Origin of the sequence: Nocardia sp. NPDC051833, assembly GCF_040681225.1 — a bacterium.
Lineage (GTDB): Bacteria > Actinomycetota > Actinomycetes > Mycobacteriales > Mycobacteriaceae > Nocardia.
Genome location: NZ_JBFAYK010000001.1, coordinates 2526481 through 2551555, shown reverse-complemented (window position 1 = coordinate 2551555; position 25075 = coordinate 2526481). Strand labels below are relative to the sequence as shown.

The window sequence follows — 25075 nt, the reverse complement described above, 5'->3', positions numbered from 1 at the left end:
TTCCGCCGACAGCGAAAGTGGGCCGGACAGGGCGTCCCTCCGGCTTCGCTCAGCCGTGCGCCGGTGCTGATTAGGCTGGTCGGGTGGACGACGACCGGAGTGCGGAGCTGCTGGCCGATGCCCTGCGCGGCCGGGTCGACGGCGCGGTCGACGCGTCGGTCCGCCGCCGGGCCGAGTACGCCTCCGACGCCTCCAACTACCGGGTCCGGCCGACGCTGGTGGTGTTCCCCCGCCACGACGCCGACGTCGTCGCGACCGTTGTCTTCGCCCGCGAGCACGGGCTGCCGGTGACCGCCCGTGGGGCGGGCACCTCGGTGGCGGGCAATGCCGTGGGTCGCGGGATCGTGCTCGACTTCAGCAGGCATATGCGGGCCGTGCTCGCGGTCGATCCCGAGGCGCGCACGGCCCTGGTACAGCCGGGGGTCGTGCTGTCCGACCTGCAACGACGACTGCGGCCCGACGGGCTGCGGTTCGGGCCCGACCCGTCCACCCAGGACCGCTGCACGCTGGGCGGGATGATCGGCAACAACGCGTGTGGACCGCACGCACTGGCCTGGGGGCGCACCTCCGATCGGGTGCGGTCGCTGCGCGTCGTCGACGGGACGGGCGTCGAGCGGGTGCTCGGCAACGATCTAGGCGTCGTCCCCGGCCTGGCCGGGTTCACCACGACCAATCTCGCCGTGCTGCGCACCGAGCTGGGCCGATTCGATCGGCAGGCGTCCGGCTACGGACTTGAACACCTGCTACCGGAACGCGGTTCGTCGATCGCGAAGGCACTCGTCGGCACCGAGGGCACCTGTGGACTACTGCTCGATGCCGAGATCGACCTCACCCCGCTGCCCGCCGCCACCGTGCTGACGGTGCTCGGCTATCCCGATATCGCCACGGCGGCAGACGATGTCGCCGCCGTCACCGGCTGCGGGCCGATCGCGGTGGAAGGCATCGATGCCGGTCTGGTCGACCGGGTCCGCGCCCATCGCGGCACCGTGCCCGAGTTGCCACGCGGGCGCGGGTGGCTGTTCGTCGAGACGGCGGGGGCGAGCGCGGGGGAAGCGTTCGCGCTGGCCGAGCGGCTGTGCCGGGAGGCGAACGCCGACGACCATCGCATCGTCACCGATCCAGCGGTGGCGGCGGCACTCTGGCGCATCCGTGCCGACGGTGCCGGTCTGGCGGGGCGCACGCCGGACGGCCGACCGGCCTGGCCCGGCTGGGAGGACGCCGCCGTTCCGCCCGCCCAGCTCGGGGACTATCTGCGCGAATTCGCCTCGCTCACCGCGGAATACGAGGTCGACGGGCTGCTGTACGGCCATATCGGCGACGGCTGCATCCACGTCCGCCTCGACTTCCCGATCGCCGACGCGCCACAGCGCTTCCGGTCCTTCCTGTTCGACGCCGCCGAACTCGTGGTGCGCCACGGTGGATCGCTCTCGGGCGAACACGGCGACGGACGTGCCAGATCCGAACTCCTCGCGGTGATGTACTCCCCCGCCGCCCGTGCCGCCTTCGCCGGTTTCAAGGCGCTGTTCGATCCCGACGACGTGCTCAACCCCGGTGTTCTCGTCGCCCCGGCACCGGTGGACACCGACCTGCGCGTGGCCGGGCTCAGGCCGCTGACGTCGACGGGCGGTTTCGCGTTGGCCGACGACGCCGGCGATCTCTCCACAGCTGTGCACAGGTGTGTGGGAATCGGCAAGTGCCGCGCCGACACTCGCGCCTCGGGCGGCTTCATGTGCCCGTCCTATCTGGCGACCTCGGACGAGAAGGACAGCACTCGCGGCCGCGCTCGCGTGCTCCAGGAGGTCGTGCGCGGCGAACTCGACTGGCGCGCACCGGCGGTCGAGGAATCGCTCGATCTGTGCCTGTCCTGCAAGGCCTGTGGATCTGACTGCCCGGCGGGTGTCGACATGGCCACCTACAAGTCCGAAACCCTGTACCGCCGCTACCGCGGCCGCCTCCGCCCCATCGACCACTACATCCTCGGCCGGCTCCCCCGCTGGTTGGCTGTCGCCCAGCGCTTTCCACGTCTGTCCAACAGGCTCGCCGCCCGCCCCCTGCTCCGGCGAACCGCCATGCGCCTGGCGGGCATCGATCCCCGCCGCGGGGCACCCGCCCTCGCACCGACCCCGTTCCGCCGCATCTGGCAGGAGATGGGCGGCAACCACCGCACCGACCTCGCCACCACGGCCCTGTTCCGCACCCGCCACCACCACCTACTGCCGAACTCGCGCATCCCCGGCGACGCACCGCCGTCCGCGACCACCGAGCTCGTCGCTGCCGGGCCTGCTGCCGCCGGATCCGCCGACATCGGGCACGCTGCGACCGAGTTCTCGCCGGTGCGCGATCGCACGGTGATGCTGTGGGTGGATTCGTTCACCGACACCTTCGATCCGGCGAACGCGATCGCCGCGACGGTATTGCTCGAAGGGCTGGGCTACCGGGTGCGGATCCCCACGGCCCGGGTCTGCTGTGGACTGACGTGGATAACCACCGGACAGCTCGACGGCGCCCGCGCCCGGCTGCGCAAGACGGTGGACGCGCTCGCCGAACACGTGGCCGCGGGCGGACTGGTCGTCGGGCTCGAACCGTCCTGCACTGCCGCGCTCCGCGCCGACCTGCCGGAGCTCCTGGCCGACGATCCGCGTGCGGCGCGGGTCGCGGCCGCGGTGCGGACATTGGCGGAGGTCTTGGTCGACCATCCCGGATGGCGGCCGCCACGGCGTACCGGGGAGCGGGTCGTGGTGCAGCCGCATTGTCATCAGCACGCCGTCGGCGGCTTCGCGGCGGAGCGCGAGCTGCTGGCCGCGATGGACGTCAGCGTCGAGGAGCTGGCCGGGTGCTGCGGGCTGGCCGGCAACTTCGGCATGCAGCAGGGGCACTACGAGGTGTCGGTCGCGGTCGCCGAGAGTGCCCTGCTCCCAGCCCTGCGCGCCGCCCCTGACGGGACGACGTTCCTGGCGGACGGCTTCTCCTGCCGAACACAGGCGGAGCAGCTGGCGAACGTCCGGGGAGTGCCCCTGGCGACGTTCCTGCTCGGCGGCTGACCGGCGACCCTCAGCTACCGCCGGGCAAGGTGCCTGGCGCGATGTGGTACCCCGAGCTGCCCGCCGATCCGCTGCCCCACGCCGCCAGCAGCCAGTTGAGTGCGTTCGTGATCATCGGGGTACCTCCTGCATCTGTGGGATGCCGGCTGTTTGCCAACAAGCCCTACATCGCAGTGAACGTGGCGAATATTACGAATGGGCATCGTCGCGATAGCAGTCGCGCACAATGGTCTGGTGCGCGATCAGACCCTCGACCCCGGCCTGACGACGGCCGGGCTGTCCAGGACCGTCCGGTCGAGCCGACCATTCGACGTCGGGCTCACCGTCGTGCCGCTGCGGCGCGGTGGCGGCGATCCGTGCCACCACGTCGACGCTGCGGGCGCGCACTGGCACGCCTCCCGGATGCCGACCGGGGTGGTCACCTATCGGCTCGTCCAGGACGGCCGCGACGGCGCGCACGCGCGCGCCTGGGGCCCCGGCGCGGCGGAGTTCCTGGCCGGGCTGGACCGCATGCTGTGCCTCGAGGAAGACCTGGCCGACTTCGCGCCCGAGCATCCCAAGCTGGTCGAAGCCCATCGCGTGGTGCCCGGCCTGCGGATGCTGCGGACCGGGCTGGTGTTCGAATCGCTGGTGCCCGCGATCCTCGAACAGAAGGTGCACACCAAGTCCTCGTTCGCGGCCTGGCGCAGCCTGGTCCGCGAGTTCGGCACCGCGGCGCCGGGGCCCGCGCCGGCGGGGCTGATGGTCGCCCCCGACGCCGAGACCTGGCGGCGCATCCCGTCGTGGAAGTACCACCGGGCCAATGTCGGCCCGCAGCGAGCGCAGACCATCGTGCGCGCGGCCAGGGTGGCCGACTCGATCGAACGCACCGCGGAGCTGTCGCCCGCCGAGGCCGCGCGACGGCTGCGCAGCCTGCCCGGCATCGGTGTCTGGACGGTTGCCGAGACCGCGCAGCGCGCCTTCGGCGACGCCGACGCGCTCTCGGTCGGGGACTACCACCTCGCCGCCACGGTCGGCTGGAGCCTGCTCGGCGAGCCGATCGACGACGACGCGATGATCGAGTACCTGGAACCGCTACGGCCGCATCGCTACCGCGCGGTGCGACTGCTCGCGCTGAGCGGGCAGGCGCACAAACCGAAGTTCGGGCCGCGCACCCCGATCACCGACCACCGGCACCGCTAGCGGATCGCGCGCTGGTCGAGCACGCAGTGCCCGGCGTCGACGAGGGTGGTGCGCGCCCTGCGGCGGACCCGGCACTCGTCGACCGTGCAGTCGAGGTGCAATTGCATTGCGGCATGGGCTTGTTCGGCGTCCATCGGGCCCGGATCGGTGCCGCAACCGAGTAGTGCAGCGGCAATATGCATGTTCACATCGCTCAATTGCATGTCTCCAGGAGAGCACGCAACCGTTCGGCTAACGGCCGGTACGCGCCGATCCCGATATTTAGCGGCGAATTCCCAGCACGGCATCCAACGGGGAGTGCAGGATTCCCCATAGTGGACGAAATCCACCGCCATAGGCGGGGCTGTGGGCTGTGGCGGGTTGCGAGCACAGAAGGAGTGGGGCTGTGGCAGCGAACGCATCGACCGGAGCGGGTGGACCGGCGGCAGGAGTCTCCTCGACGCTGCCGCGCCGTCAGCTCGGCCGCTATCTGCGCGACTGGCGGACCCAGGCGGGTCTGACCATCGCCGAGGCCGCCAAGTTGATGGAATGGGGCGCCAGTACGTTGCAGCGCCTGGAAAAGGGCCAGGCCGACCGGATCCGGACGATCGACATCCACGAGCTGTGCCGGATCTACGGCATCCCGGACGATCTCGCCGAGGGCCTGACCGGCCTCGCGCAGCAGGCGGCCGTCAAGAGCTGGTGGCACGCCTACGGCGATCTGATTCCCGAAAACTTCGATGTCTATGTGGGTTTGGAGGCCTCGGCGCATCGGCTGCGGGCTTATCAGTCCGAATTGGTCCTCGGTCTGCTCCAGACGGCCGACTACGCGCGTGCGCTGAATCAACTGGGCTATCCCAAGGATTCGGTCGACGAGCTCGATCGCCGGGTCGCGTTACGGCTGCAACGGCAGGCATTGATCACCCGCAAGCATTCGCCCGCCGAGATCGATGTGGTTCTGCACGAATCGGTATTGCATCGCATCGTCGGTGATGCAAAGGTGATGGCTGCGCAGTTGCGACATCTTGCCGACGCGAGCACCCGAAGCAATGTGACACTGCGTATCCTGCCGTTTGCCGCCGGTGTTCCACTCGGAGTCTCCACCGGACCTTTCACGGTTCTCGAGTTCGGCACCGACAGCAAGGGGCAACCGGTCGAACCACCGGTGGTGTACGCCGAAGGCTTCACCGGCGATCTCTACCTGGAACGACGCGCGGATGTCAGAAGGTACGACCGGGCTCACGAGTGCCTCCAGCGTCATGCGCTGGATATTCAACCGAGTAGACACCTGCTGCGGCAGGTCGCGAAGGAGTATGTGGCATGAGTTTCGATCTCGTCGACGCACACTGGTTCAAGAGCACGCGCAGCGGCGCCGGCAAGGACTGCGTCGAAGTGGCGTTCCTGTTCGGCGGACGCGTCGGCGTGCGCGACAGCAAGAACCCGGCGGGACCCGCGCTGGTCTTCGACGGCCCGAGCTGGGACGCCTTCACCCAGGGCATCGACAACGGCGCGTTCGCCTGCGCTCTGGGCGCGCGGTGAACAGCAAGCGCACCATCGACACCACCGGCGCGACCTGGCTGCGCGCCGGGACGGCGGGGGAGGGCAGCAGCGTCGAGGTCGCCATGCTGCCCGACGGGTACGTGGCGCTGCGCGACGGCAAGAATCCCGACGGTCCGGTGCTGATCTTCACCCCGAGCGAGTGGACCGCGTTCACCGCGGGCGTGCACGACGGCGAGTTCGATCGCCCTTGATCACGTTTGGATCAAGACACGGCGGGTAGCCCAGGTATATGGACCGAGGGTTGAAGAAAATGCCGCCCCGGTACCGGAGGCTGGCGCCTGAGGACGGGGTCGAGCGCCTGATCGTCATACTGCTGTTCGCGGTGTCGGCGATCGGGATCTATGTGCTCACCGGCTCGTTTCTCTCGGCGCTGTTCATCGGATTACTGGTCGGACTGGTCGCGATGGGGACTGTCGCCGTGCTGTAGACAGTGACGCGCGGGGTACGCAGAGCACGTACCCCGCGGCGTCGCCGCCTACCGGCGGAACAGTTTGTTGCCGAGCCAGACAATCGGGTCGTATTTGCGATCGACAACGCGCTCTTTCAACGGAATGAGCGCGTTGTCGGTGATCTTGATGTGTTCCGGGCACACCTCGGTGCAGCATTTGGTGATATTGCAATAGCTCAGACCCGCTTCCTCCTGTGCCATTTCACGGCGATCGGCGGTGTCGAGTGGGTGCATCTCCAGTTCGGTGATGCGCATCAGATAGCGCGGGCCCGCGAAGGCCGGTTTGTTGTCCTCGTGATCGCGGACCACGTGACAGGTGTTCTGGCACAGGAAACACTCGATGCACTTGCGGAACTCCTGCGAGCGCTCCACATCGACCTGTTTCATCCGGTAATCGCCGGGCTTCAGATCCGCCGGTGGCGTGAAAGACGGGATTTCCCTGGCCTTCTCGTAGTTGAACGAGACGTCGGTGACGAGATCCTTGATGATCGGGAAGGTGCGCATCGGCGTCACCGTGATCACCTCGTCCTGGGTGAAAGTCGACATCCGCGTCATGCACAGCAACCGCGGCCTGCCGTTCACCTCCGCCGAGCACGAACCGCATTTGCCCGCTTTGCAATTCCAGCGGACCGCGAGGTCGGGTGCCTGGGTGGCCTGCAGGCGATGGATGATGTCGAGCACCACCTCGCCCTCGTTCACCAGCACCGTGTAGTCCTCCAGGCCACCGCCGTCGAGATCACCGCGCCAGACCCGGAACCGGGCGTCGTACCCCATCGCTACGCCTTTCCTTCGGTCGAGCCGGCCGCCGGATGTTCGGCCAATTCCTGCTCGGTGTAGTACTTCTCGAGTTCACTCAGCTCGAACAGGGCGAGCAGGTCATCGCGCATCGGTGTCTGATCGGCCGGGGTGACGGTGACCGCCGGGACCTGCCGATCCCGCGTGGCCGGGTCGACCGCGCAGACCAGCAGCTTGTTGCGCCAGTCCGGGTTCATGCCGGGGTGGTCGTCACGGGTGTGGCCGCCGCGGCTCTCGGTGCGCAAAAGCGCTGCCTCCGCGACGCATTCGCTGACCAGCAGCATGTTGGCGAGGTCGAGCGCCAGATGCCAGCCGGGGTTGAACGGCCGTTTGCCCTCGACGGTCACCTGGGCGTACCTGGCCCGCAGCTGCGCCAGCTTCTCGATCGCCTCGCGCACCTCGTGTTCCTTGCGGATGATGCCGACCAGGTCGTTCATCGTCTGTTGCAACTCGCTGTGCAGGGTGTAGGGGTTCTCGCCCGTGCCCGAGGCGGGCGGATCGAACGGCGCGAGAGCGGTTTTCGCCGCCGCCTCGATATCGGTCTCGGCGGGTGCGGGCCGGTCGGTGAGCTGCTGGACGTAGGCTGACGCGCCGAGTCCGGCCCGGCGGCCGAACACCAGCAGATCCGACAGCGAGTTGCCGCCGAGCCGGTTCGAGCCGTGCATGCCGCCGGAACACTCACCGGCGGCGAACAATCCGGGCACCACCGCGGCGCCGGTGTCGGGGTCGACCTCGATGCCGCCCATCACGTAGTGGCAGGTCGGGCCGACTTCCATCGGCTCGGCGGTGATGTCGACATCGGCCAGTTCCTTGAACTGGTGGTGCATCGACGGCAGCCTGCGGACGATCTCGTCGGCGGACATCCGGGAGGCGATGTCGAGGTACACGCCGCCGTGCTCGGTGCCGCGTCCCGCCTTGACCTCCTCGTTGATCGCCCTGGCGACCTCGTCGCGGGGGAGCAGGTCGGGGGTGCGGCGCGCGGAGTCGTTGTCGCGCAACCACTGATCGGCCTCGGCCTCGGTCTCGGCGTACTGGCCCTTGAACACCGGCGGGATGTAGTCGAACATGAAGCGCTTGCCGTCGGAGTTCTTCAGGACGCCGCCGTCGCCGCGCACACCCTCGGTGACGAGGATGCCCTTCACACTCGGCGGCCAGACCATGCCGGTCGGATGGAACTGCAGGAACTCCATGTTGATCAGCGTCGCGCCCGAGCGCAGCGCCAGCGCGTGGCCGTCGCCGGTGTACTCCCAGGAGTTCGAGGTCACCTTGTAGGACTTGCCGATACCGCCGGTGGCCAGCACGATCGCGGGCGCGGTGAACAGGACGAAGCCGCCGGACTCGCGCCAGTAGCCGAAGGCGCCCGCGATCCGGCCGCCGTCGGTGAGCAGCTCGGTGATGGTGCACTCGGCGAAGACCTTGATCCTGGCCTCGTAGTCACCGGTGGCCGCGAAGTCCTCCTGCTGCAGCGAGACGATCTTCTGCTGCATGGTGCGGATGAGTTCCAGGCCGGTGCGGTCGCCGACGTGGGCCAGCCGGGGGTAGGTGTGACCGCCGAAGTTGCGCTGGCTGATCCGGCCGTCCGGCGTCCGATCGAACAGCGCGCCATAGGTTTCCAGCTCCCACACCCGGTCGGGGGCCTCCTGCGCGTGCAGTTCGGCCATCCGCCAGTTGTTGAGGAACTTGCCACCGCGCATGGTGTCCTTGAAATGGGTCTGCCAGCTGTCCTTCTCGTTGGCATTGCCCATCGAGGCCGCGCAGCCGCCCTCGGCCATCACGGTGTGCGCCTTGCCGAACAGCGACTTGCACACCACCGCGACCGAGAGCCCTTGTTCGCGGGCCTCTATCACCGCGCGCAGCCCGGCGCCGCCCGCCCCGATCACCACGACGTCGTAGTCGTGCCGTTCCACATCTGACATTCGAACTAGCTCCTGGAGTCGACGCGATTCAGTTGACGAACCGCAGGTCCGAAATGGTCTGGCTGGCAACCAGCATCACGTAGAAGTCGGTGAGCACGAGGGTGCCGAGGGTGGTCCAGGCCAGCGCCATGTGGCGGGTGTTGAGCTTGGAGACCTGGGTCCAGAACCAGTACCGCACCGGATGGGCGGAGAAGTGCTTGAGCCTGCCGCCCGCGATGTGCCTGCACGAGTGGCACGACAGCGTGTAGGCCCACAGCAGGATCACGTTGACCAGCAGCACGATGTTGCCGAGGCCGAAGCCGAAGCCACCGGTCTCCCCGTGGAACGCGGTGATCGCGTCGTAGGTGTTGATCAGCGAGACCACCAGCGCCACATAGAAGAAGTAGCGGTGCGAGTTCTGGATGATCAGCGGCAGCCGAGACTCACCGGTGTAGCGCGCGTGCGGTTCGGCGACGGCGCAGGCGGGCGGGGAGAACCACACCGACCGGTAGTAGGCCTTGCGGTAGTAGTAGCAGGTCAGCCGGAAGCCGAGCAGGAACGGCAGCACCACGAAGCCGAGCGGGATCCACATCGGCAGCTCGCCGAACGGGGTGCCGAAGTGGCTCGAGCCGGGGACGCAGGAGTCGCTCAGGCAGGGGGAGTAGAACGGCGTCAGATAGTGGTACTGCGGCACCCAATAGGCCGTGCGCACAAAGGATCTGATCGTCGCGTAGACGATGAAGGCGCCGAGCCCGATCGCGGTGAGCAATGGTGGCAGCCACCAGCGGTCGGTGCGCAGGGTCCGCGCGGCGATGCGGGCCCTCGTCTTGCTGAACACGCCCGTCCCGGACGACGGGCTGGTGGTCGGTGCGGCACTCACGGTGGATGCCTCGCTGATCTAGGCCGTGCGGCGGTTGATCATTCCCCACCGCGATGGATTGTGATGTGGAGCACCATACGCCTGTGTTCTCGCCGCTCGAGCCGGGTCTCACTCAACCGACCGTTTCACCCTCCGGTGATCTCTGTCACAGCAATAACTCCCGTGACTGCCGGTCACGCCCGTGCAACAAACCTGTGGTGCCCTGTGACGATGAGAAGAGCCGCGATCGTGGCGCCCGTCCGCACGCCGAGTGGCGTGGAGGGCGGTGCGCTGTCCGGGATGCCCGCCGAGTGGTTGGCGACCACGGTCCTCTCGGCCGTGATCGAGCGTTCGGGGATCGACCCGCTACGCATCGAGGACGTCGCGATGGCCTGTGTCGACGGCGGTCTCTCCGACGTGCCCGCGATCGGCGCGCTGGCCGCGCGCGGTGCCGGGCTGCCGTTCGCGGTGCCCGGTTTCCTCACCGACCGGCACGGTGGCAGCGGCTTACAGGCGGTGATCACCGCGGCGATGATGGTGCAGACCGGCGCGGCCGATGTGGTGGTGGCCGGTGGCGTCGAGTGCGCGCCCGCGCGGGCCGGGCTGCCCGGCGGCCGGGAGGGTCTGCACAACGCCGAACGGCTGGCGCACTACTACGGCATCGACCGCAATGCCGCCGACGAGTTCGCCGTGGCGAGTCATCGGAAAGCGGCGCGGGCCTGGCGGCAGGGCGCGTTCGGCGCCGAGGTGGTGCCGGTCGGCGTCGCCGCGGGGTCGCTCGAGCATCAGATCCGCCGGGACGAGGGCGTGCGCGACGACCTGTCGACGCACACGCTGGCGGGGCTGCGGCCGCTGCTCGCCGACGGTGTCGTCACTGTGGGCAATATGAGTACGCACCGGCTCGGCGCGTCGGCCTGCCTGGTCGTCGCCGAGGACCGGTTGGCCGACCTCGGCCTGATCCCGATGGCGTTCCTGGCGGGCTGGGCCGCCGCGGGCTGCGACAGCGAGGGCCCGGCGCTCGGCGCGGCGCCCGCGGTGGCGAAGCTGCTGGCCCGCACCGGCTGCTCGCTCGACGAGGTCGACCTGCTCGAGATCAACGAGGGCTACGCGGTGGAGGTGCTCGCCCTGGCCACCGAATGGGAGATCGACCCGCACGACCGGCTGAATGTGAACGGCTCCGATATCGCCCTCGGGCACCCGGTCGGCGCCACCGGCCTGCGGATCATGACGACGATGCTGCACGAGCTGGGCCGCACCGGCGGCCGCTACGGCCTGGAGGCGATCGCGCTCGGCCACGACCATGGCATCGCGGCGCTGTTCGAATCGGCCGACTCCGACGAGCCGACCGAGACCCCGCGCGGTGCCAGGTTCCACGGGGTCCGTCCGGGGCGCCGGTTCGGCAGGCATCGCGCCTGACAGGGGTCGGCGCGGCGACCCTGGGTGGCAGGACCGCCGCGCCGGTGAACAGGTCTGACTATTTACTTGGTTCTCGGCCGGGAGTGGAAACCCAGGCCCTCGTCCTGAGCGCCCATCCAGGCGGCCTCGTCGGACTTGCTGTCCGGTACGTAGATCGGTTCGGACCTGCGTGGGACGGCGAGCTCCGGCGGTGGCGCCTGCTCGAACTCCTCGGCATCGATGACGAGCCGCTCCAGGTCGTTCTCCAGCCGGCGCACGGTGGCCGCGTCGCCGTAGTTGGAGCGCAGTGCGCCGATCGATTGCCGGAGTTGACCGACCGCGTAGCGCAGTTCCGCGATATCGCTGCGTGTCATCGTTACCTCCTGTGTATATGGCGGGCATACCGACTCGTCGGATCACCTGGCATGCCCGTGAACTCCCGGGCCGCACTGCACCGAGCCGTGTGACTCACCACACAACGTGATCTCCACCACAATAACCGAGCTTTTCGGTTTGCGCCCGAAGTTGGCCCGGATCGCGCGATTGCCGTCCGGTAACTCCGGGTCTCAGCCCGCGACCGCGTAGTGTTTGCGGACCCCCGCCGCGGCACGTTCGACGAGCGCCGCGATCGACCCGGCGACCTCCTCGGCGCGCTCGAGGATGACGCTGTGTCCCGCCCCCTCGATCCGCACCAGCTCGGCGCCCGCCAGTTGCGAGGCAAGCACCACCGAGTGGGTGAACGGCACCATCAGATCGGCCGAGCCTGCCAGTACCAGCGCGGGCAGGTCGCCCAGCCGGGCCAGGGTGCGCGCCTCGTCGAAGGTCAGCAGCGAGCTGAGGAATCCCGACATCGTCAGCAGCGGTGTCTCGTTCAGGATCGCGGTCGCGACCGCGGCGACCCGGGGATTCACCCGGCGCGTCCCGGTGGCCGCCTCGCGGATCAGTGGCCCGAAGATCCAGCGCGAGAAGCGCTTCGAGGCCTGCATCACCCGGGGCGCGCGCAGCACCGCGTGCTGGAGCGAGGCCACGGCGTGCCGGTTGAGCAGCCGACCGAGGCCGACCTCGGTGATCCCGCCCGCCGCGCCCGCGATCAGCCCGATCCCGGCGACCCTGGTGCCGATCGCCGCGGGGAACAGCCGGGCGTAGGCCAGCAGCACCATCGCGCCCATCGAGTGCCCGACCAGCACCACCGGTCCGGTCGGCGCGACCGCCCGCAGCACCGCGTCGAGGTCGGTGGCCAGCTGATCGATGGTGTAGGTCGCGTGGTCGGCGTGGCCGGATTCGCCGTGGCCGCGGTGGTCGTAGAAGACCATCCTGGTCTCGGCGTCCCAGTGCCGGAGCAGGTGCTCGCGCAGGAACGCCCAGGACTCGGTGTGCAGGCAGTGGCCGTGGACGAAGACGACGGTCAGCGCGGCGTCGGCGGCTCCGAAGGTGCGGACCGCGATCGGCACACCGTCGTCGGTGACGACGGTGGCGCGCCGGCCGACGAGATCGGTGGTGGCGAACGACTTCGACATAGCGGCCTCCCGCGGTTCTGGAGCGCTGGCCGCGGCCCGCCGGGGAGGTAGGCCGCGTACTGAGTGTTTCGACTCTGATTTCCGGCCCGTTAGCCCGCCAATCCTGGCGTTATCCAGCCGATGCGCAACCGAATCCGGGCGACCTCTCGCCGTTATGCAGGAGATTCTTCGTGTCTCTAGTCCTCAGACTAGAAATCCGTAGATCATCGTCGACAGGGTTCTCTTCGACTTTCTGCCGAAACTGCTAGAAAGCGGCAGAGAGCTATACGCTCCGGAGATACCGGCCGAAGTGCGGGACCGTGAACCCGATCGTGCCGCGCTCGGCCGAGTAGATCAGGCCCTTCTTGATCAGGCCGTCGCGCGCGGGGGAGACCGAGGCGGGCTTGCGGCCGAGCTCGGCGGCGACCGCCGAGGTGGCGACCGGGCCGTCGTCGCCGGCCAGGTCGGCCATCGCGCGCATGTACTCGCGCTCGGCGGGCGTCGCGCGTTCGTACCGGGAGCCGAAGAACCCGACCGCCAGTTCCTCCTCCGCGGCGGGCGCGGCCACCTCGACGTCCTCGGCGGTGATCGGGCTGTCCGGTGCCTGGTCCCAGGCCGCCTTGCCGTAGGCCTGCACGAAATACGGGTAGCCGTCGGCCTTCTGGTAGAGCGAGTCGAGCGCGTCCTCGGTGAACTTCACCTCTTCGCGCTCGGCCGGGGCGATCAGCGCGAGGTCGGCTGCCTGCCGGTCGAGCCGGTCGATGCGGTGATAACTGAACAGTCGCTCCGAATAGCTCTTGGAGGCCGACAGCACGGCGGGCAGATGCGGCAGCCCTGCGCCGACGACGATCAGCGGCGCGCCGTCCTGGCTCAGCTCGTGGCAGGCGCCGCAGATCGCCGACACATCGGCCGGGCCGAGATCCTGCATCTCGTCGATGAAGATGCCGATCCCGACGCCGATGTCGGCGGCCAGCGCCGCCGCCTCCTTGAACAGCTCGATCAGGTCGATCTCGATATCGCCCGAATCGGCGCGGCCGGTCACCGCCGGCACGTCGATGCCGGGCTGCCAGCGTTCGCGCATGCCCTTGTCGGCGGTGGCGCGCAGGGCGAAGGCCTTGAGGATGCCGAGGAAGTCGTCGACGTGTTCGGGATTGCGATGCGCCATCGCGATCGCGCGCACCGCCATGTGCAGCGCCGAGGACAGCGGCCTGCGCAGATCCTGGTCCGGCCGCGCCTCGATCTTGCCGGTGCCCCAGCCGCGCGAGATCGCCGCCGAACGAAGCTGGTTGAGCAGCACGGTCTTTCCGACACCGCGCAGTCCGGTGAGCATCACGCTGCGCTCCGGCCTGCCCCTGGCCACCCGCTCGAGCACGATGTCGAAGGCGGCGAGTTGCTTATCGCGCCCGGCCAATTCGGGTGGACGTTGGCCGGCGCCGGGAGCGTAGGGATTGCGCACGGGGTCCATGCCGGACAACCGTAGCGCGGATCGGCAGGGGAATCTCGGTAACTCTGGGCTGTGTCCTAGATACTGCTAGCGAACCGGAGACATCGAGTCGACAGCGAACGGAGCGGCATGGCCGAGGAACCCCAGCGGAACGCGCACGGTGAGCCGATGGTGACGTCGACGGCCGCCTACCTCGACGCGCTGCGGCTGCCACCGGACGCGCACCTGACCGAGTCGATCCGGGTGTTCCTGCGCGCCGCCGTCTCCGAGCCGGGTGCCGACGATCTGCAGACGATGTCGGCCATGGCGCTGGGTCCGCTGCTGATCGCCGTCGGCAGGCTGGAGGTCGATCTAGCGGACGCGCGCACCCGCGTCGCCGAGCTGGAACGGGCGCTCGGCCGCCGCGACGGACACCGCTGATAACGATCGGCGCGCGGGTGTAACGACTCGTGACCCGTGGCGACACGCCGGGGAGAAGGCTCTTGTTCAGGGCTTTCGCGGATGCGGGAAAACAACTTGCGTGCTTCGCTGGACAGCTTCCATCACAGGCCGTAATCTTCTCGTGACTTAGTGGAGTCTGTCGCTTCGTCAGAGAAACGGCGCCATTGAGTCACCGCCGAATAGTTGTCGTCGCCAAGCGATTCCGACGACCGGTGGTGGAGCAGCAAGAGGGAGACTCGTCTCGGTGGGTAAACACAGCTTGCAGCGGGATTCTCGTCTGCCGAATTCCGTCAAGGGTGCCCTCGTCATGGGTGCGGTGGCCGCCACGACCGGTGCGATGCCCGCGATCTCGCAGGCCGCCACGATCAACATTCCCGGCCTCGGTAACTTCGATCTGCCGCCGGAGCTCGAGCAGCCCGCGCAGCAGGTGGAGAAGCAGCTTCAGGCGATGGTCGCGCCGCAGGGCCAGGCCGCCCCGCAGCTGCCGAGCGTCACCTTCGACAACCCCTTCCAGCAGCAGCAGTCGGCGGGCAACGTCGCGCTCGACGCCGCGCGGACCAAGCTCGGCGCGGTCTACAGCTGGGGTGCCGCAGGCCCGTCGAGCTTCGACTGCTCCGGCCTCGTGCAGTGGGCGTACCGCCAGGCCGGTATCGAACTGCCGCGCACCAGCTTCGAACAGTCGCACGTCGGCGCGCCGGTGTCCTTCGACAACCTGCAGGCCGGTGACATCGTCATCACCAACGGTGGCGGCCACGTCGGCATCTACGCGGGCAACGGTCAGCTGCTGAACGCGGTGCAGTCGGGCACCCCGGTGTCCTACACCCACCTCAGCGCCGACGACGTCGTCACGGCTCGCCGTATCGTCTAAGGGGTGACCCCCGCAGAACAACGTTCCACCACCCAGGCCCGTGTGGACTCCTGGACCTGGGCGGTTCGATTGTTCAAAACGCGCTCGGCCGCGGCGGAAGCCTGCCGCGCCGGACACGTGCGGATCAACGGCGTCACCGTCAAGCCCGCCCAGCAGGTGAAGCTCGGCGACGAGGTGCGGATCCGGCACGCCGGACTCGAACGCATCGTGGTGGTCGAGCGCATCATCCACAAGCGCGTCGGACCACCGATCGCCGCGCAGTGCATGATCGACCGCAGCCCGCCGCCACCGCCGAAGGAAGTCCTCGCCTCGATCCCGCAGCGCGATCGCGGCGCGGGCAGGCCGACGAAACGCGAACGCCGCGAAACGGATCGACTGATGGGCCGTACCGACTAGCGCGACTCTGACTCAGCGCTACGCGGTGCCTTCGCCGCCAGTCTGCTCGCCGCGATCGTCGCGAGACCGATCGTGCACAGGGTGGCCAGCATGATCGCCGACCCTTCGCCGGGCACCAGCACGCCCAGCTGACTACCCACCGTCACCGCGGCGACCGGCACCCCGATCTGCGCCGCCGCCAACGTGCCGTAGGCCAGCGGCTGACCGAGCGGGCGCGCAGCCCAATGCACCACGACCGCGCCGACGCCGAGCACGAGGCCGAGCAGGATCAACTCCGGATGCTCGCCCAGCTCGCGCAGATCCAGCCGCGCCCCGAGCCAGACGAAGAACAGCGGCGCCAGCAGCCCGTCGCTGATCGCGAACACCTGCTTGGCCACTCGCCGCGGCTCGCCGATCCCCGCCACCGCCAGTCCGGCCGCGAAGCCGCCGAGCATGATCGAGACGTGCATCGTGCTGGCCACGCCGCACAGCAGGAAGACCAGCACCAGGCTCACCCGCAGTTCGAGGGTGAACTTGCGCTCCTCCGACACCTCGTGCACCTGCCGCCGCGCGCCGGTCTTCTCCAGATACCGCAGGATCAGGAACATCACGCCGGCGCAGGCGGCGACGACCACCGCGCCGATCGCGGCCCGCAGCGCGTTGTCCGGATCGATCACCAGCGGCAACGCGACGATGCAGGCGGTGTCGGCGATGGCGACCTGCGCGGTGAGGGCGAGGACCGGCGGCCCGCTCAGCTTCAGCGAGTCGATGATCGGCAACGCCATCGCCGCCGAGGACGACGCCATCAGCACCGCGTAGATCGCGGCGTGGCCGATGCCGAAGGCCTGTGCCACGGCCCAGCCCGCGACGGCGGCGACGACGCCGACCAGCACCGCCCGCACCACGCCCGCGCCGAGCGCGCCGCGCACAGCGGGGTCGCGCACCGGGACGTGCGTGCCCGCCGCGAACATCACCAGCGCGAAGCCCATGTCGGCCAGGAACATGAAGATCGGATCGCTCGCGTCCAGGATCTGCAAACCCGTCGTACCGAAAATGATCCCGGCCAGCAGTTCGCCCAGGATGACCGGCAGATGCAGCCGCTTCGGCAGCGCGAGCAGTGGCCCGATCACCCCGAGCGCGACGATCAGCGCCAGGGTCGCGAAGGTCACGGCATCGCGGCGATCTTGGCGGGGATCTCGGCGTTCTCGTCGGCGAAGTAGAGCGCGCAGACCCGGTGGTACCCGTCGGCGATCAGCATCGGCACGTTCTTGCGGCAGTCACCGCGGACCAGCAGGATCGGCGAGAGCTTCTTGCCCTCGTTGATCTTGAGCAGGTCCTTGCGCACGTGCGGGTTGTCCGGGGTCAGGGCCTCGAGCTGGGAGGCGCGCAGAATGTCCTTCGCCTTCTTCACGACCACCGGCGCGCTGCGGAGATCGGCGACGATCGCCTCGACCACCGTCGCGTCGCCGAGCAGCTCGAGATAGTCGGCGGCGGCCGGGTAGTCGTGTTCCTCCGGGGTGGCCTTCCACTGCACCTGGATGATTTGGTCTGCCATCGAATCATCATCCGCCGCTGGTGTCCGGTTAGCGGGAGAGTCGCTGGATGTTGTCGTTTGTTTGCGCGATCGGTATCCGGGCGCCGGGCCCCGAAAAGTACGCGGTGGTCGGGTTGTGGGCGATCGCCTACGGTGGCAACTATGGGTGAGCGCAGGACGATGTTATCGACGCTTCTCGCCTGCTGTGTCGCTGTCGTCGCGACGGTGCCGCGGCTGCTGTGGCCGCGTGCCGCCGACCACGCGTTCCTGGCCGCGCTCGAGTCGGCGCCGCTGCCGAAGGCGCGCGCGACCGTCGCCCTCACCGCGCTCGTCCAGGCCGAGATGTCCGCGCCCACAGCGATCGTCGCCGAGGGCGCGCGGACGCTGCGGTCGACGCCGCTGACCATGTCGACCTTCCTGGTGCGGCACCCGTCGGCCACCTTCCTGGTCGATCCGGCGATCTGCGCGGGCGTGCACGAGCGGGTGCTGCCCGAGCTGCCGTTCCCCGTCCCGCTGCTGGTCGCGCCCGATCAGCCGGTCCGCGGCCTGAGCGAGGTGCTCGCCGCGCACGAGCTGACCGGCGCCGACATCGATTTCGTGCTGCCGACGCACCTGCACTGGGACCACGTCGCCGGGCTCTACGAGCTGCCCGGCTGGGTCCCGATCCGGGTGCCCGGCGTCGAATACCAGTGGGCGATGGGCGGATCGCAGGCCCCGCTCGGGGTCGCCAGGGGTCCGCTGCGCGGTCGCGTCTTCGACCTCTACGACCTCGACGGACCGCCGGTGCTCACCTTCACCCGCAGCCACGACCTGTTCGGTGACGGCTCGGTCGTGCTGGTCGACCTGGCCGGGCACACGCCGGGCAGCATCGGGGTGCTGCTCGCCGTCGACGACGGGTCGCGGGTGCTGCTGGCGGGCGACGCGGTGTGGAGCACCCTGCAGGTCGAGCTGCTGCGGGAGAAGGCCCCGCTGCCGGGCGACCTGCTCGACGACGATCGCGACGCCGCCTTCGAGACCCTGCACCGCCTGCACGCGCTGCCCGCGGACATCGAGCTGATCCCCGGCCACGATCGCGCCGCCGTCACCGCCCGCGCGCCGCGCTGAACCTCAGCGTGCGGCCAATCCAGCGGCCACGCTCGGGTAGCGCGGCCGCCAGCCCAGTTCCTCGTGGGCCAGCGCGCTCGAGATCCGCATCGACGTCTCCGTCATCAGTGCCCCGATATAGGGCACGGCCAGCCGGATCAGCCACGCGGGCAGCCGGATCGGGCGGGGCGTGCCGTGGCTGCTGGCGACCTCGGTGAGGAATTCGCGCCAGGTGATCGGGGTGTCGTCGGCCAGGTTGTAGGCCCGGCCGGGGGTGCCGCGTTCGAGCGCGGCGACGGTCGCGGCGGCCGCGTCCTCGACGTGGATCCAGCTGTTGACGCCGCCGGACCCGAGCGGCCCGACCGGCGTGCGCTTGCGCATCATGTCGGCGAACAGGTCGCTGAACGCGCCGGGTCCGTAGAACAGCCCGTACCGCAACGCGATGCCGTCCACGCCCGGAGTCTCGAGCACCTGCTGTTCGCCCGCGACGGTCGCGCGCACCACCTCGTCGGCGACGCCGCCGGTGCACACCCCGAACGGATCGCTCTCGGTCAGCGGCCGGTCACCGTGATCGAGGTAGCCGTAGCCGAGGATCAGCGACTGGGTGACGAAGCGACCCGCGCCGACCAGCTCGGCCGCGGCGAGCAGATTGGCCGTGCCGGCGGTGCGCAGCAGACCGGTCGGGTCGTCGGCGGGAATCCGGCGCTGCACCTTGGCATCGCGCAGCGCGGTCGCCTCGTGGATCACGGCGTCGGCCGCGGTCCCGTCGAGCGCGCGCAGCAGCCCGTCGCGATCGAGCACGTCGGCGGTGACCGGCTCGGCGCCGAGTTCGCGCACCAGCGGATGGGCGCCGGGACTGCGCACGATGGCCGAGACCTGGTGCCCGTTCGCGGTCAGCGCGCGGATCAGCGGACGACCGATGGCGCCCGTGGCGCCTGCGAGCAGAACCTGCATGGGAGTTCCTTCCGGCGGAGTGAGTGTTTCCCTGCTTCCTGGACGAATCGGGCACCGGCGATGTGACGGTCTGTGACGGGCTTCACCCGGTGTACCGTGACCGGGAATTGGGCCGATGTCACGGCGGGTCGACGGCGTGTCGGTGTGTATCGTGCGGCTCATGCGAGTCGACGGTCGGGAGATCCCGGTCACGGGAAGTCTCCTGCAGCCGCTGATCCGACGTACCAGCGACATCATCCGGGTCGTGCTGGCCGCGCTCGGGGTCGGTGTGGTGATCGCGGGCTCGCTGATCACCCGGCCGGAGTGGTTGGCGCTGGAACGTTCGGTGTCCAGAATCGTCGACTTCCTCAGCCCGGATCAGTCCACCCTGGTGTACCTGGTCTACGGCATGCTCATCCTCGCGCTGCCGTTCGCGATCCTGATCGAACTGGTGTTGCGCAGGCAGTGGAAGCTGCTGGCCGGCTACGCCGCGGCCGGGATGTTCGCGGTCCTCGCGCTCTCGATCACCGGATCCGGGATCTCCACGCCGAAATGGCATATGCCGGTGCCGGATCGCTTCGACACCTTCCTCTCGCAGTTCCTCGACGACCCGCGTTGGATCGCGATGCTCGCGGCCATGCTCACCGTCTCCAGTCCGTGGTTGCCGCCGCGGCCGCGACGGTGGATGTGGTTCCTGCTGTTGATGTTCGCGCCCATCCACCTGGTCGTCAGCTCGGTGGTGCCCGCGCGGGCCATGCTCGGCCTGGTGGTCGGCTGGCTGGTCGGCGCGGTGATCGTCTGGCTGGTCGGCACCCCGGCGCTGGAGGTGCCGCTGGAAGCGGCGGTGCGGGTGCTGGCCCGGCGCGGCTATACCGTGCGGGCTTTCCGGGTCGACCGGCCCGCCGGGCGCGGTCCGCTGCTGCTGGGGACCGAGGTCGACGGGCCGGAGTCCGAGATCGTCGTCGAGATGTACGGCCGCGATCAGCGCAGCTTCGGCGCGATCAGACAGCTGTGGCGCTGGATCACCTTCCGTTCCAGCGAGACCGCGCCGCTGCACGGTTCGATGCATCGGGCGGTGGAGCACCGGGCGCTGATGGGCATCGCCATCGGTGACCTCGGCATGGCCGACTGTCACCAGGTCGCCGTCGCCGGCCTGGACCGTGGCTGGATGCTGTACGCGCACACCGTCCCGCACGGCACCCCGATCCGGAAGCTGTCCGCGCAGGTGCTGCCCGGGGTGTGGCGTTCGCTGCTGCGCCTGCACGAGAACCAGATCAGCCTCGGTGATCTGCAACCCGACAATGTGCGAGTCCACCAGGGCGACACCCTGTTCGGCGGTTTCGCCTTCGCCGAGTTCGGCGCGGCCGACGCGCAGCGCCAGACCGACATCGCCCAGCTGCTGGTCGCGACGACCTCGCTCTACGGCAAGCACGAGGCGGTGTCGGCGGCGATCGAGGTGCTCGGCGAGGCCACGGTGATCACCGCGGCCCGGCGCCTCACCAAATCGGCCATGCCGACCGGCATCCGCAAGTCGGTGCCGCAGTGGACCAAGGTCATGGCGACCGCGCGCGAGGAGATCCGCGAGCAGACCGGTCACGACCGGATCCGCCCCGAACAGCTCACCCGCTTCACCCGCAACCAGATCATCCAGCTGGTGCTGCTGGTCGCCCTGGTCTACGTGGCGTATCCGTTCTTCAGCCAGGTGCCGACCTTCTTCAGCCAGCTGCGCACGCTGAACTGGTGGTGGGCGCTGCTCGGCCTGGTGATCTCGGCGCTCACCTATGTCGGCGCGGCCGTGGCGCTCGGCGCCTGCGCGGACTGGGTCGTGCGGTTCCGCGACCTGTTCCTGGAACAGCTGGCCAACACCTTCGTCGCGACCACGACGCCCGCGGGCGTCGGTGGGCTGGCGCTGAGCGTGCGGTTCCTGCAGCAGGCCGGGATGACGACCATGCGGGCGACCGCCGCGGTGGCGCTACAGCAATCGGTGCAGGTCATCACCCATCTCGTGCTGCTCGTCATCTTCAGCGTGGTGGCGGGCACGTCGACCAACCTCGCGCACATCGTGCCGGACGCGACCGTGCTGTACCTGGCCGCCGGCGTCGGGGTCGGCCTGATCGGCGCGTTCATGTTCGTGCCGACGCTGCGCCGCTGGGTGAATCAGTCGGTGCGCCCGCAGCTCAAGGAGGTCCTCGGCGAGCTCGTCGACCTGGCCCGCAATCCCGTCCGGTTCTCGATGATCGTCGGCGGCTGCGGCGCGATCACCCTCGGACAGGCGCTGGCGCTGTGGGTCAGCGTCGAGGCCTTCGGCGGCGGAACCGATTTCGTCGCGGTCACCATCGTCACCATGATCGGTGGCACACTGGCCTCGGCCGCGCCGACACCGGGTGGCGTCGGCGCGGTCGAGGCGGCGTTGATCGGTGGTCTGGCCGCCTTCGGCGTTCCCGCCGAGATCGCGGTGCCCGCCGTGCTGCTCTACCGCGTGCTGACCTGCTGGATTCCCGTCGCCCTCGGCTGGCCGATCATGCGCTGGATGGGCGAGAAGCAGATGATCTGAGCGATCAATCCGCGCGCAGGGCGATCACCAGGCCGTCCTTGGTGCACACCGACGGGGTGGCGGCGTCGGGCTGGGCGTTGCACTGCCAGCCGTCGACGACGACCGAATCCGACGGGCTGATCGTGGTGACGTAGCTGGTGGCCACGTTGATCGCCACGGTGCAGCCGGGACGGCCCGCCGCGTTGCCGACCGCGATGACGGTGCGGCTGTGCCCGCCCGCGTCGGTGACCGGGCCGCAGTCCACGTCCACGGGCAGTGGCGCCGGCGTGGGCGCGACATCGCTGGTGGTGGTGACCGGGGGCGGTTCCGGGGCGGGCGACGGTGTCGGGCTCGGTGATGGCGGCGGCGCGATCGAGGTGCCGGTGGGGTCCGCGTGGGTGGTGGTGGGTGCGGTCGTCGTCATCGTCGTGCTCGTCGCGGGCGCGGCGTGGTCGTCGTTGTTGTCGCTACAACCGGACAGGCCCGCGAGCACGACGAGTCCGGCGGCGGCGGTGGTCGCGAGCCGAGTGGTTTTCACGCCAACCTCCAGTAGATGTTTAACTCCCCAGTTGCTGGCGTATTCAATCATGGTGGCGCGCAATGCTGTCTGATCCACGCGGGGCCGTGGCGCCTGATGTTTTGCCCGGTGCGCTCGCGTGCGATCGGTTATTCCTGGTGTTGCCGGTGGCTTGCCGATCAGGCCGTACGGTCGGTTCCAATCGACGATCGGCCGTCGTACGTGAACCGCCCCACAGCCGCCGCTGGTACGTGCGGGGTGCGGTTCGAGCGCATAAACTGTCTGGGACGTAGCCGGATGATGACCGAGAGGTGTTGTTTCGATGGGATCCCGGACGGTGGTCGCCGACGTCGCCGACGAATTGGCGCGCCGGGTCGCGACCGGTGAGTACCGGCCCGGCGATCTGATGCCGTCGGTCCGCCAGGTCGCCGACGAGTTCGGGATGAACCGGGCCACCGCGCAACTCACCCTGGGCCGGCTCGAGTCCTACGGCTTCGTCGAGGCCCGCCGCGGCAAGGGCTTCACCATCCGCGACGTCCGGGAGGAGGGCGGCATGGATGTCTACCGGCATCTGTTCCGGTTCTCCGTCACCGCGCCCGCCGTCGCCGCGGAGATGTTCACCGACATCGTCGAGGTGGAGCGCGGCATCGTGCTCGAGGCGTTGCTCGGCTACACCGCCGCCGAGAAGGTCCTCGACTCCGCCGAGCTGGCCGCGGCCGTCGACGAGCTCGAGGCGATGGCCCGGCAGAGCGTGCCCGATCACGTCCGGATCATCACCGCCGAGATCGCGCTGGTGCGCAAGGTGCTCGGCGTGCTCGGGATGAGCATGCAACGCGCCGTGCTGAACTCGGTCGCCGACATGGTCGTCGAGGTGCCCGAGGCGGTCGCCGCCTACTTCGCCGTCGCCGCCGATCTGCACGTGCTCGTCTGGCGCGCGCTGCTCGCGGTGTGGGACGCCGACTCGGACCCGACCGAGGCGCAACTGGCCCTGTTCGAGGACCTGTTCGCGCTCTACCACGAGAAGGTCATCGCCCGGTTCGACGAACTCGTCGGCGCGACACCGGCCGACGCCACGGCCGCCACCGCCTGACCGAATTGCCTCAGCTGTCTGGGTCGGAACGCTCGGCGGCCTCGGCCTGATGCTGCCAGGGCAGGTGCCTGCCCTGCGGCAGCATCGAATCGATGATCGGGCCCACATTCGGGGTGCGCGTCGCGGACAGACCCGAGCCGACCATCACGCCGAGCGCGATCGACATCACCGACAGAAGCGCGGACACCACCACCTCGAGTCCACTCGCGGCCGTGGTGCCGGTGGTGTGCATGACGACCTCGGACACCCCCGTCAGGCTGATGCCGCCGGGTACCAGCATCCAGAACGCGGGCAGGAACGCCACCTGCCGCGGCGGCGCGTGCTTGCGCCCCTGGATCAGGTAGGCGGCGGGCACCGCCATCAGGCCGCCGAGGAAGGCGCCCGTGAGCGGCCCCGACAGCGTCTTGCCGACGAACTGGGCGAGGTAGGTGACATAGAGGACGAGCAGCAACCAGCCCACCGAGTTCTGCGGCGCGCTCGAGCGCCACGAGTGCCCGAAGCCGATCAGCAGCACCCCGATCAGTGGCGCCCACCAGCCCAGCTGGGCCTGGCTGACCGTCGGATTCGACAGCGGTCCGAGCACGCTGATGCCCACGTAGAGCCCGAAGGCCAGCAGGAACAGCATGTTGATGCCGTAGACCACCCGGCTCGCGCCCGCGACCATCGACCCGGTCGCCAGCTCGATGGTGCCGTTGGTGAGCATCGCGCCGGGCAGCAGCGTGGCGATCGCCGGAATCACCAACTGGGTGGGCTGCCCACCCGAGAGCGTGCCGGGGAAGCCGAACGCCAGCACCGCGACCAGCGCCGCCGCGATCACCGGCAGGGCCAGTGACAGCAGCCGGACCTTGTCGGCGAGCTGGGTCAGCGCGCCGACGACCAGCCCGAGCACCACGTATCCGACCAGCGCCCTGGCCGCCGGATTGAGCATCATCCCGAGTCCGACGGTCAGCACCACCTGGCCGAGCAGGATCAGCCACGGCGGGCTGCCCGGTTTCGCCGACAGGATCGCGTCGAGTTCCCTCGCCGCGTCCCGCGGCGGCGGCGCGTCCGCCTCGATGTGATCGATGAGCCGGTAGAGCCCGGCGATCTGGTCCAGCGGCAGGGTGCCGACCGAGGCGTCGAGCATGTCGATCGCGGACCCCTCCGCGGTGCGCACCCGCACGAACACCGCGGTGGGCAGCACCATGAAGTGGATGTTGTCGGTGCCGTAGCGCCTGGACAGCTTGTCGAGGATCTCCTGCACCCGCGCCGAGGTCTCGCTCGCGCCGACGAGCGCGACGCCGATGCGGCACAGCAGAATCAGCAGATCGGCGGGCACCGGTGGCTCGGCCGGATGCGGTGGTGACGGCGCGCCCGCCGCGTAGTCGGCCCTGACCCTGGCGATGGCGCGGGCGACCCTGCGCCGCGTCGCCGTCCAGGAAGAACTCTTGCCGTCCGAAGCCATGTCACCGCCGCAGTGTTTCGGAGCGCCGACGCGCTCGAGTCGCGGCCCCTGGTGTCCCGCCGGTCAGGCAATGGCGCCTGACCGGCGGGACGGCCGCGACGGCCGACTGCGTCGGCCTGCCCCTCCGCGAGGTCGGGGCGTGCGGGGTCGTGTTCTTCGGGGC

The 25075-nt window shown here is 69.5% G+C and carries 25 protein-coding genes; 13 read left to right on the top strand and 12 right to left on the bottom strand.

Annotated features, from left to right (window positions below; genetic code table 11):
- Positions 1 to 83 precede the first annotated feature (83 nt).
- Together AB0L91_RS11550 and AB0L91_RS11545 are read left to right on the top strand one after the other, a co-directional pair.
- Complete coding sequence (locus AB0L91_RS11550) at positions 84 to 3041, top strand: FAD-binding and (Fe-S)-binding domain-containing protein (protein ID WP_365009208.1); 2958 nt, start codon at positions 84 to 86, stop codon at positions 3039 to 3041.
- 234 nt (positions 3042 to 3275) lie between these two features.
- Positions 3276 to 4223 (top strand): DNA-3-methyladenine glycosylase 2 family protein, encoded by a 948-nt coding sequence (locus AB0L91_RS11545; RefSeq protein ID WP_365009206.1) that lies wholly within the window; start codon positions 3276 to 3278, stop codon positions 4221 to 4223.
- Here the strand turns inward: AB0L91_RS11545 and AB0L91_RS11540 are convergent.
- Positions 4220 to 4405 (bottom strand): hypothetical protein, encoded by a 186-nt coding sequence (locus tag AB0L91_RS11540; protein WP_316573056.1) that lies wholly within the window; start codon positions 4403 to 4405, stop codon positions 4220 to 4222. The genes AB0L91_RS11545 and AB0L91_RS11540 overlap by 4 nt on opposite strands.
- A gap of 203 nt (positions 4406 to 4608) precedes the next feature.
- Between AB0L91_RS11540 and AB0L91_RS11535 the strand changes: the two genes are divergently transcribed.
- From AB0L91_RS11535 to AB0L91_RS11520, 4 genes are read left to right on the top strand one after another with little or no spacing between them, the layout of a single operon-like run.
- Positions 4609 to 5526, top strand: coding sequence for a helix-turn-helix transcriptional regulator (locus AB0L91_RS11535; protein WP_355275202.1), 918 nt, complete (start codon positions 4609 to 4611; stop codon positions 5524 to 5526).
- Positions 5523 to 5741: a DUF397 domain-containing protein gene (locus AB0L91_RS11530; protein WP_218718371.1), complete on the top strand. Its 219-nt coding sequence runs from the start codon at positions 5523 to 5525 to the stop codon at positions 5739 to 5741. Before AB0L91_RS11535 ends, AB0L91_RS11530 begins: the two co-directional genes overlap by 4 nt.
- A complete protein-coding gene (locus tag AB0L91_RS11525) occupies positions 5738 to 5953 on the top strand; it encodes a DUF397 domain-containing protein (RefSeq protein ID WP_218718372.1) in 216 nt (71 codons plus the stop codon). The genes AB0L91_RS11530 and AB0L91_RS11525 overlap by 4 nt, the downstream gene beginning before the upstream one ends.
- A gap of 38 nt (positions 5954 to 5991) precedes the next feature.
- Positions 5992 to 6189, top strand: coding sequence for a hypothetical protein (locus AB0L91_RS11520; protein WP_355275199.1), 198 nt, complete (start codon positions 5992 to 5994; stop codon positions 6187 to 6189).
- 48 nt (positions 6190 to 6237) lie between these two features.
- Here AB0L91_RS11520 and AB0L91_RS11515 read toward each other — a convergent pair whose 3' ends face one another.
- The 3 genes from AB0L91_RS11515 to AB0L91_RS11505 are packed head-to-tail and all read right to left on the bottom strand — an operon-like array spanning position 6238 to position 9780.
- Positions 6238 to 6984 (bottom strand): succinate dehydrogenase/fumarate reductase iron-sulfur subunit, encoded by a 747-nt coding sequence (locus AB0L91_RS11515; RefSeq protein WP_357341967.1) that lies wholly within the window; start codon positions 6982 to 6984, stop codon positions 6238 to 6240.
- Between the two features lie 2 nt (positions 6985 to 6986).
- Positions 6987 to 8921, bottom strand: a complete 1935-nt coding sequence (locus AB0L91_RS11510) for a fumarate reductase/succinate dehydrogenase flavoprotein subunit (protein ID WP_365009201.1) — start codon at positions 8919 to 8921, stop codon at positions 6987 to 6989.
- A 28-nt stretch (positions 8922 to 8949) separates the two neighbouring features.
- Complete coding sequence (locus AB0L91_RS11505; protein WP_355275193.1) at positions 8950 to 9780, bottom strand: hypothetical protein; 831 nt, start codon at positions 9778 to 9780, stop codon at positions 8950 to 8952.
- A 210-nt stretch (positions 9781 to 9990) separates the two neighbouring features.
- Between AB0L91_RS11505 and AB0L91_RS11500 the strand changes: the two genes are divergently transcribed.
- Positions 9991 to 11175 (top strand): acetyl-CoA acetyltransferase, encoded by a 1185-nt coding sequence (locus AB0L91_RS11500; protein WP_357341971.1) that lies wholly within the window; start codon positions 9991 to 9993, stop codon positions 11173 to 11175.
- A gap of 62 nt (positions 11176 to 11237) precedes the next feature.
- Here the strand turns inward: AB0L91_RS11500 and AB0L91_RS11495 are convergent, their stop codons facing one another.
- The 3 genes from AB0L91_RS11495 to AB0L91_RS11485 form a co-directional block, all read right to left on the bottom strand.
- Complete coding sequence (locus tag AB0L91_RS11495; protein WP_071930967.1) at positions 11238 to 11528, bottom strand: hypothetical protein; 291 nt, start codon at positions 11526 to 11528, stop codon at positions 11238 to 11240.
- Positions 11529 to 11720: 192 nt separating this feature from the next.
- The gene (locus AB0L91_RS11490; RefSeq protein WP_365009195.1) at positions 11721 to 12671 is read right to left on the bottom strand and encodes an alpha/beta hydrolase; all 951 of its coding nucleotides are present in this window, start codon (positions 12669 to 12671) and stop codon (positions 11721 to 11723) included.
- Between the two features lie 262 nt (positions 12672 to 12933).
- Positions 12934 to 14115 (bottom strand): AAA family ATPase, encoded by a 1182-nt coding sequence (locus tag AB0L91_RS11485; protein ID WP_357341975.1) that lies wholly within the window; start codon positions 14113 to 14115, stop codon positions 12934 to 12936.
- Between the two features lie 108 nt (positions 14116 to 14223).
- Here AB0L91_RS11485 and AB0L91_RS11480 point away from each other — a divergent pair, with 108 nt between their 5' ends.
- The 3 genes from AB0L91_RS11480 to AB0L91_RS11470 all read left to right on the top strand — a co-directional run bounded on the left by AB0L91_RS11480 (position 14224) and on the right by AB0L91_RS11470 (position 15799).
- A complete protein-coding gene (locus AB0L91_RS11480; protein ID WP_355275186.1) occupies positions 14224 to 14514 on the top strand; it encodes a hypothetical protein in 291 nt (96 codons plus the stop codon).
- Positions 14515 to 14842: 328 nt separating this feature from the next.
- On the top strand, positions 14843 to 15403 hold the full coding sequence (locus AB0L91_RS11475) for a C40 family peptidase (RefSeq protein WP_355275443.1): 561 nt from the start codon (positions 14843 to 14845) through the stop codon (positions 15401 to 15403).
- A gap of 3 nt (positions 15404 to 15406) precedes the next feature.
- The gene (locus AB0L91_RS11470; protein ID WP_365009191.1) at positions 15407 to 15799 is read left to right on the top strand and encodes an RNA-binding S4 domain-containing protein; all 393 of its coding nucleotides are present in this window, start codon (positions 15407 to 15409) and stop codon (positions 15797 to 15799) included.
- On the opposite strand, the gene AB0L91_RS11465 is transcribed toward AB0L91_RS11470, so the two are convergent.
- Positions 15796 to 16947 carry a cation:proton antiporter gene (locus AB0L91_RS11465; RefSeq protein ID WP_365009188.1) on the bottom strand — a complete coding sequence of 384 codons (1152 nt, stop codon included), beginning with the start codon at positions 16945 to 16947 and terminating at the stop codon, positions 15796 to 15798. The genes AB0L91_RS11470 and AB0L91_RS11465 overlap by 4 nt on opposite strands.
- On the bottom strand, positions 16944 to 17333 hold the full coding sequence (locus AB0L91_RS11460; protein WP_218718383.1) for a hypothetical protein: 390 nt from the start codon (positions 17331 to 17333) through the stop codon (positions 16944 to 16946). Before AB0L91_RS11460 ends, AB0L91_RS11465 begins: the two co-directional genes overlap by 4 nt.
- 141 nt (positions 17334 to 17474) lie before the next feature.
- Between AB0L91_RS11460 and AB0L91_RS11455 the strand changes: the two genes are divergently transcribed.
- Positions 17475 to 18416, top strand: coding sequence for an MBL fold metallo-hydrolase (locus tag AB0L91_RS11455; protein WP_365009187.1), 942 nt, complete (start codon positions 17475 to 17477; stop codon positions 18414 to 18416).
- Between the two features lie 3 nt (positions 18417 to 18419).
- Here AB0L91_RS11455 and AB0L91_RS11450 read toward each other — a convergent pair whose 3' ends face one another.
- Positions 18420 to 19349, bottom strand: a complete 930-nt coding sequence (locus AB0L91_RS11450; protein ID WP_365009185.1) for an NAD(P)-dependent oxidoreductase — start codon at positions 19347 to 19349, stop codon at positions 18420 to 18422.
- A gap of 160 nt (positions 19350 to 19509) precedes the next feature.
- On the opposite strand from AB0L91_RS11450, the gene AB0L91_RS11445 reads away from it, so the two are divergent.
- Complete coding sequence (locus tag AB0L91_RS11445; RefSeq protein ID WP_365009182.1) at positions 19510 to 21882, top strand: lysylphosphatidylglycerol synthase transmembrane domain-containing protein; 2373 nt, start codon at positions 19510 to 19512, stop codon at positions 21880 to 21882.
- A 4-nt stretch (positions 21883 to 21886) separates the two neighbouring features.
- Here AB0L91_RS11445 and AB0L91_RS11440 read toward each other — a convergent pair whose 3' ends face one another.
- Positions 21887 to 22399 (bottom strand): hypothetical protein, encoded by a 513-nt coding sequence (locus tag AB0L91_RS11440; RefSeq protein WP_365009179.1) that lies wholly within the window; start codon positions 22397 to 22399, stop codon positions 21887 to 21889.
- A 301-nt stretch (positions 22400 to 22700) separates the two neighbouring features.
- Here AB0L91_RS11440 and AB0L91_RS11435 point away from each other — a divergent pair, with 301 nt between their 5' ends.
- The gene (locus AB0L91_RS11435; RefSeq protein ID WP_365009177.1) at positions 22701 to 23468 is read left to right on the top strand and encodes a GntR family transcriptional regulator; all 768 of its coding nucleotides are present in this window, start codon (positions 22701 to 22703) and stop codon (positions 23466 to 23468) included.
- 10 nt (positions 23469 to 23478) lie between these two features.
- Here AB0L91_RS11435 and AB0L91_RS11430 read toward each other — a convergent pair whose 3' ends face one another.
- On the bottom strand, positions 23479 to 24912 hold the full coding sequence (locus tag AB0L91_RS11430) for a threonine/serine exporter family protein (RefSeq protein WP_365009175.1): 1434 nt from the start codon (positions 24910 to 24912) through the stop codon (positions 23479 to 23481).
- Positions 24913 to 25075 lie beyond the last annotated feature (163 nt).

Excerpts from the sequence above, each read along its gene's own strand:
- AB0L91_RS11500 (WP_357341971.1), top strand. The coding sequence starts at position 9,991 with ATGAGAAGAGCCGCGATCGTGGCGCCCGTCCGCACGCCGAGTGGCGTG.
- AB0L91_RS11520 (WP_355275199.1), top strand. The coding sequence starts at position 5,992 with ATGGACCGAGGGTTGAAGAAAATGCCGCCCCGGTACCGGAGGCTGGCG.
- AB0L91_RS11530 (WP_218718371.1), top strand. The coding sequence starts at position 5,523 with ATGAGTTTCGATCTCGTCGACGCACACTGGTTCAAGAGCACGCGCAGC.
- AB0L91_RS11475 (WP_355275443.1), top strand. The coding sequence starts at position 14,843 with ATGGGTGCGGTGGCCGCCACGACCGGTGCGATGCCCGCGATCTCGCAG.
- AB0L91_RS11445 (WP_365009182.1), top strand. The coding sequence starts at position 19,510 with ATGCGAGTCGACGGTCGGGAGATCCCGGTCACGGGAAGTCTCCTGCAG.
- AB0L91_RS11485 (WP_357341975.1), bottom strand. The coding sequence starts at position 14,115 with ATGGACCCCGTGCGCAATCCCTACGCTCCCGGCGCCGGCCAACGTCCA.
- AB0L91_RS11450 (WP_365009185.1), bottom strand. The coding sequence starts at position 19,349 with ATGCAGGTTCTGCTCGCAGGCGCCACGGGCGCCATCGGTCGTCCGCTG.
- AB0L91_RS11515 (WP_357341967.1), bottom strand. The coding sequence starts at position 6,984 with ATGGGGTACGACGCCCGGTTCCGGGTCTGGCGCGGTGATCTCGACGGC.
- AB0L91_RS11430 (WP_365009175.1), bottom strand. The coding sequence starts at position 24,912 with ATGGCTTCGGACGGCAAGAGTTCTTCCTGGACGGCGACGCGGCGCAGG.
- AB0L91_RS11510 (WP_365009201.1), bottom strand. The coding sequence starts at position 8,921 with ATGTCAGATGTGGAACGGCACGACTACGACGTCGTGGTGATCGGGGCG.
- AB0L91_RS11455 (WP_365009187.1), top strand. The coding sequence starts at position 17,475 with ATGGGTGAGCGCAGGACGATGTTATCGACGCTTCTCGCCTGCTGTGTC.
- AB0L91_RS11495 (WP_071930967.1), bottom strand. The coding sequence starts at position 11,528 with ATGACACGCAGCGATATCGCGGAACTGCGCTACGCGGTCGGTCAACTC.
- AB0L91_RS11540 (WP_316573056.1), bottom strand. The coding sequence starts at position 4,405 with ATGCATATTGCCGCTGCACTACTCGGTTGCGGCACCGATCCGGGCCCG.
- AB0L91_RS11490 (WP_365009195.1), bottom strand. The coding sequence starts at position 12,671 with ATGTCGAAGTCGTTCGCCACCACCGATCTCGTCGGCCGGCGCGCCACC.
- AB0L91_RS11460 (WP_218718383.1), bottom strand. The coding sequence starts at position 17,333 with ATGGCAGACCAAATCATCCAGGTGCAGTGGAAGGCCACCCCGGAGGAA.
- AB0L91_RS11480 (WP_355275186.1), top strand. The coding sequence starts at position 14,224 with ATGGCCGAGGAACCCCAGCGGAACGCGCACGGTGAGCCGATGGTGACG.
- AB0L91_RS11435 (WP_365009177.1), top strand. The coding sequence starts at position 22,701 with ATGGGATCCCGGACGGTGGTCGCCGACGTCGCCGACGAATTGGCGCGC.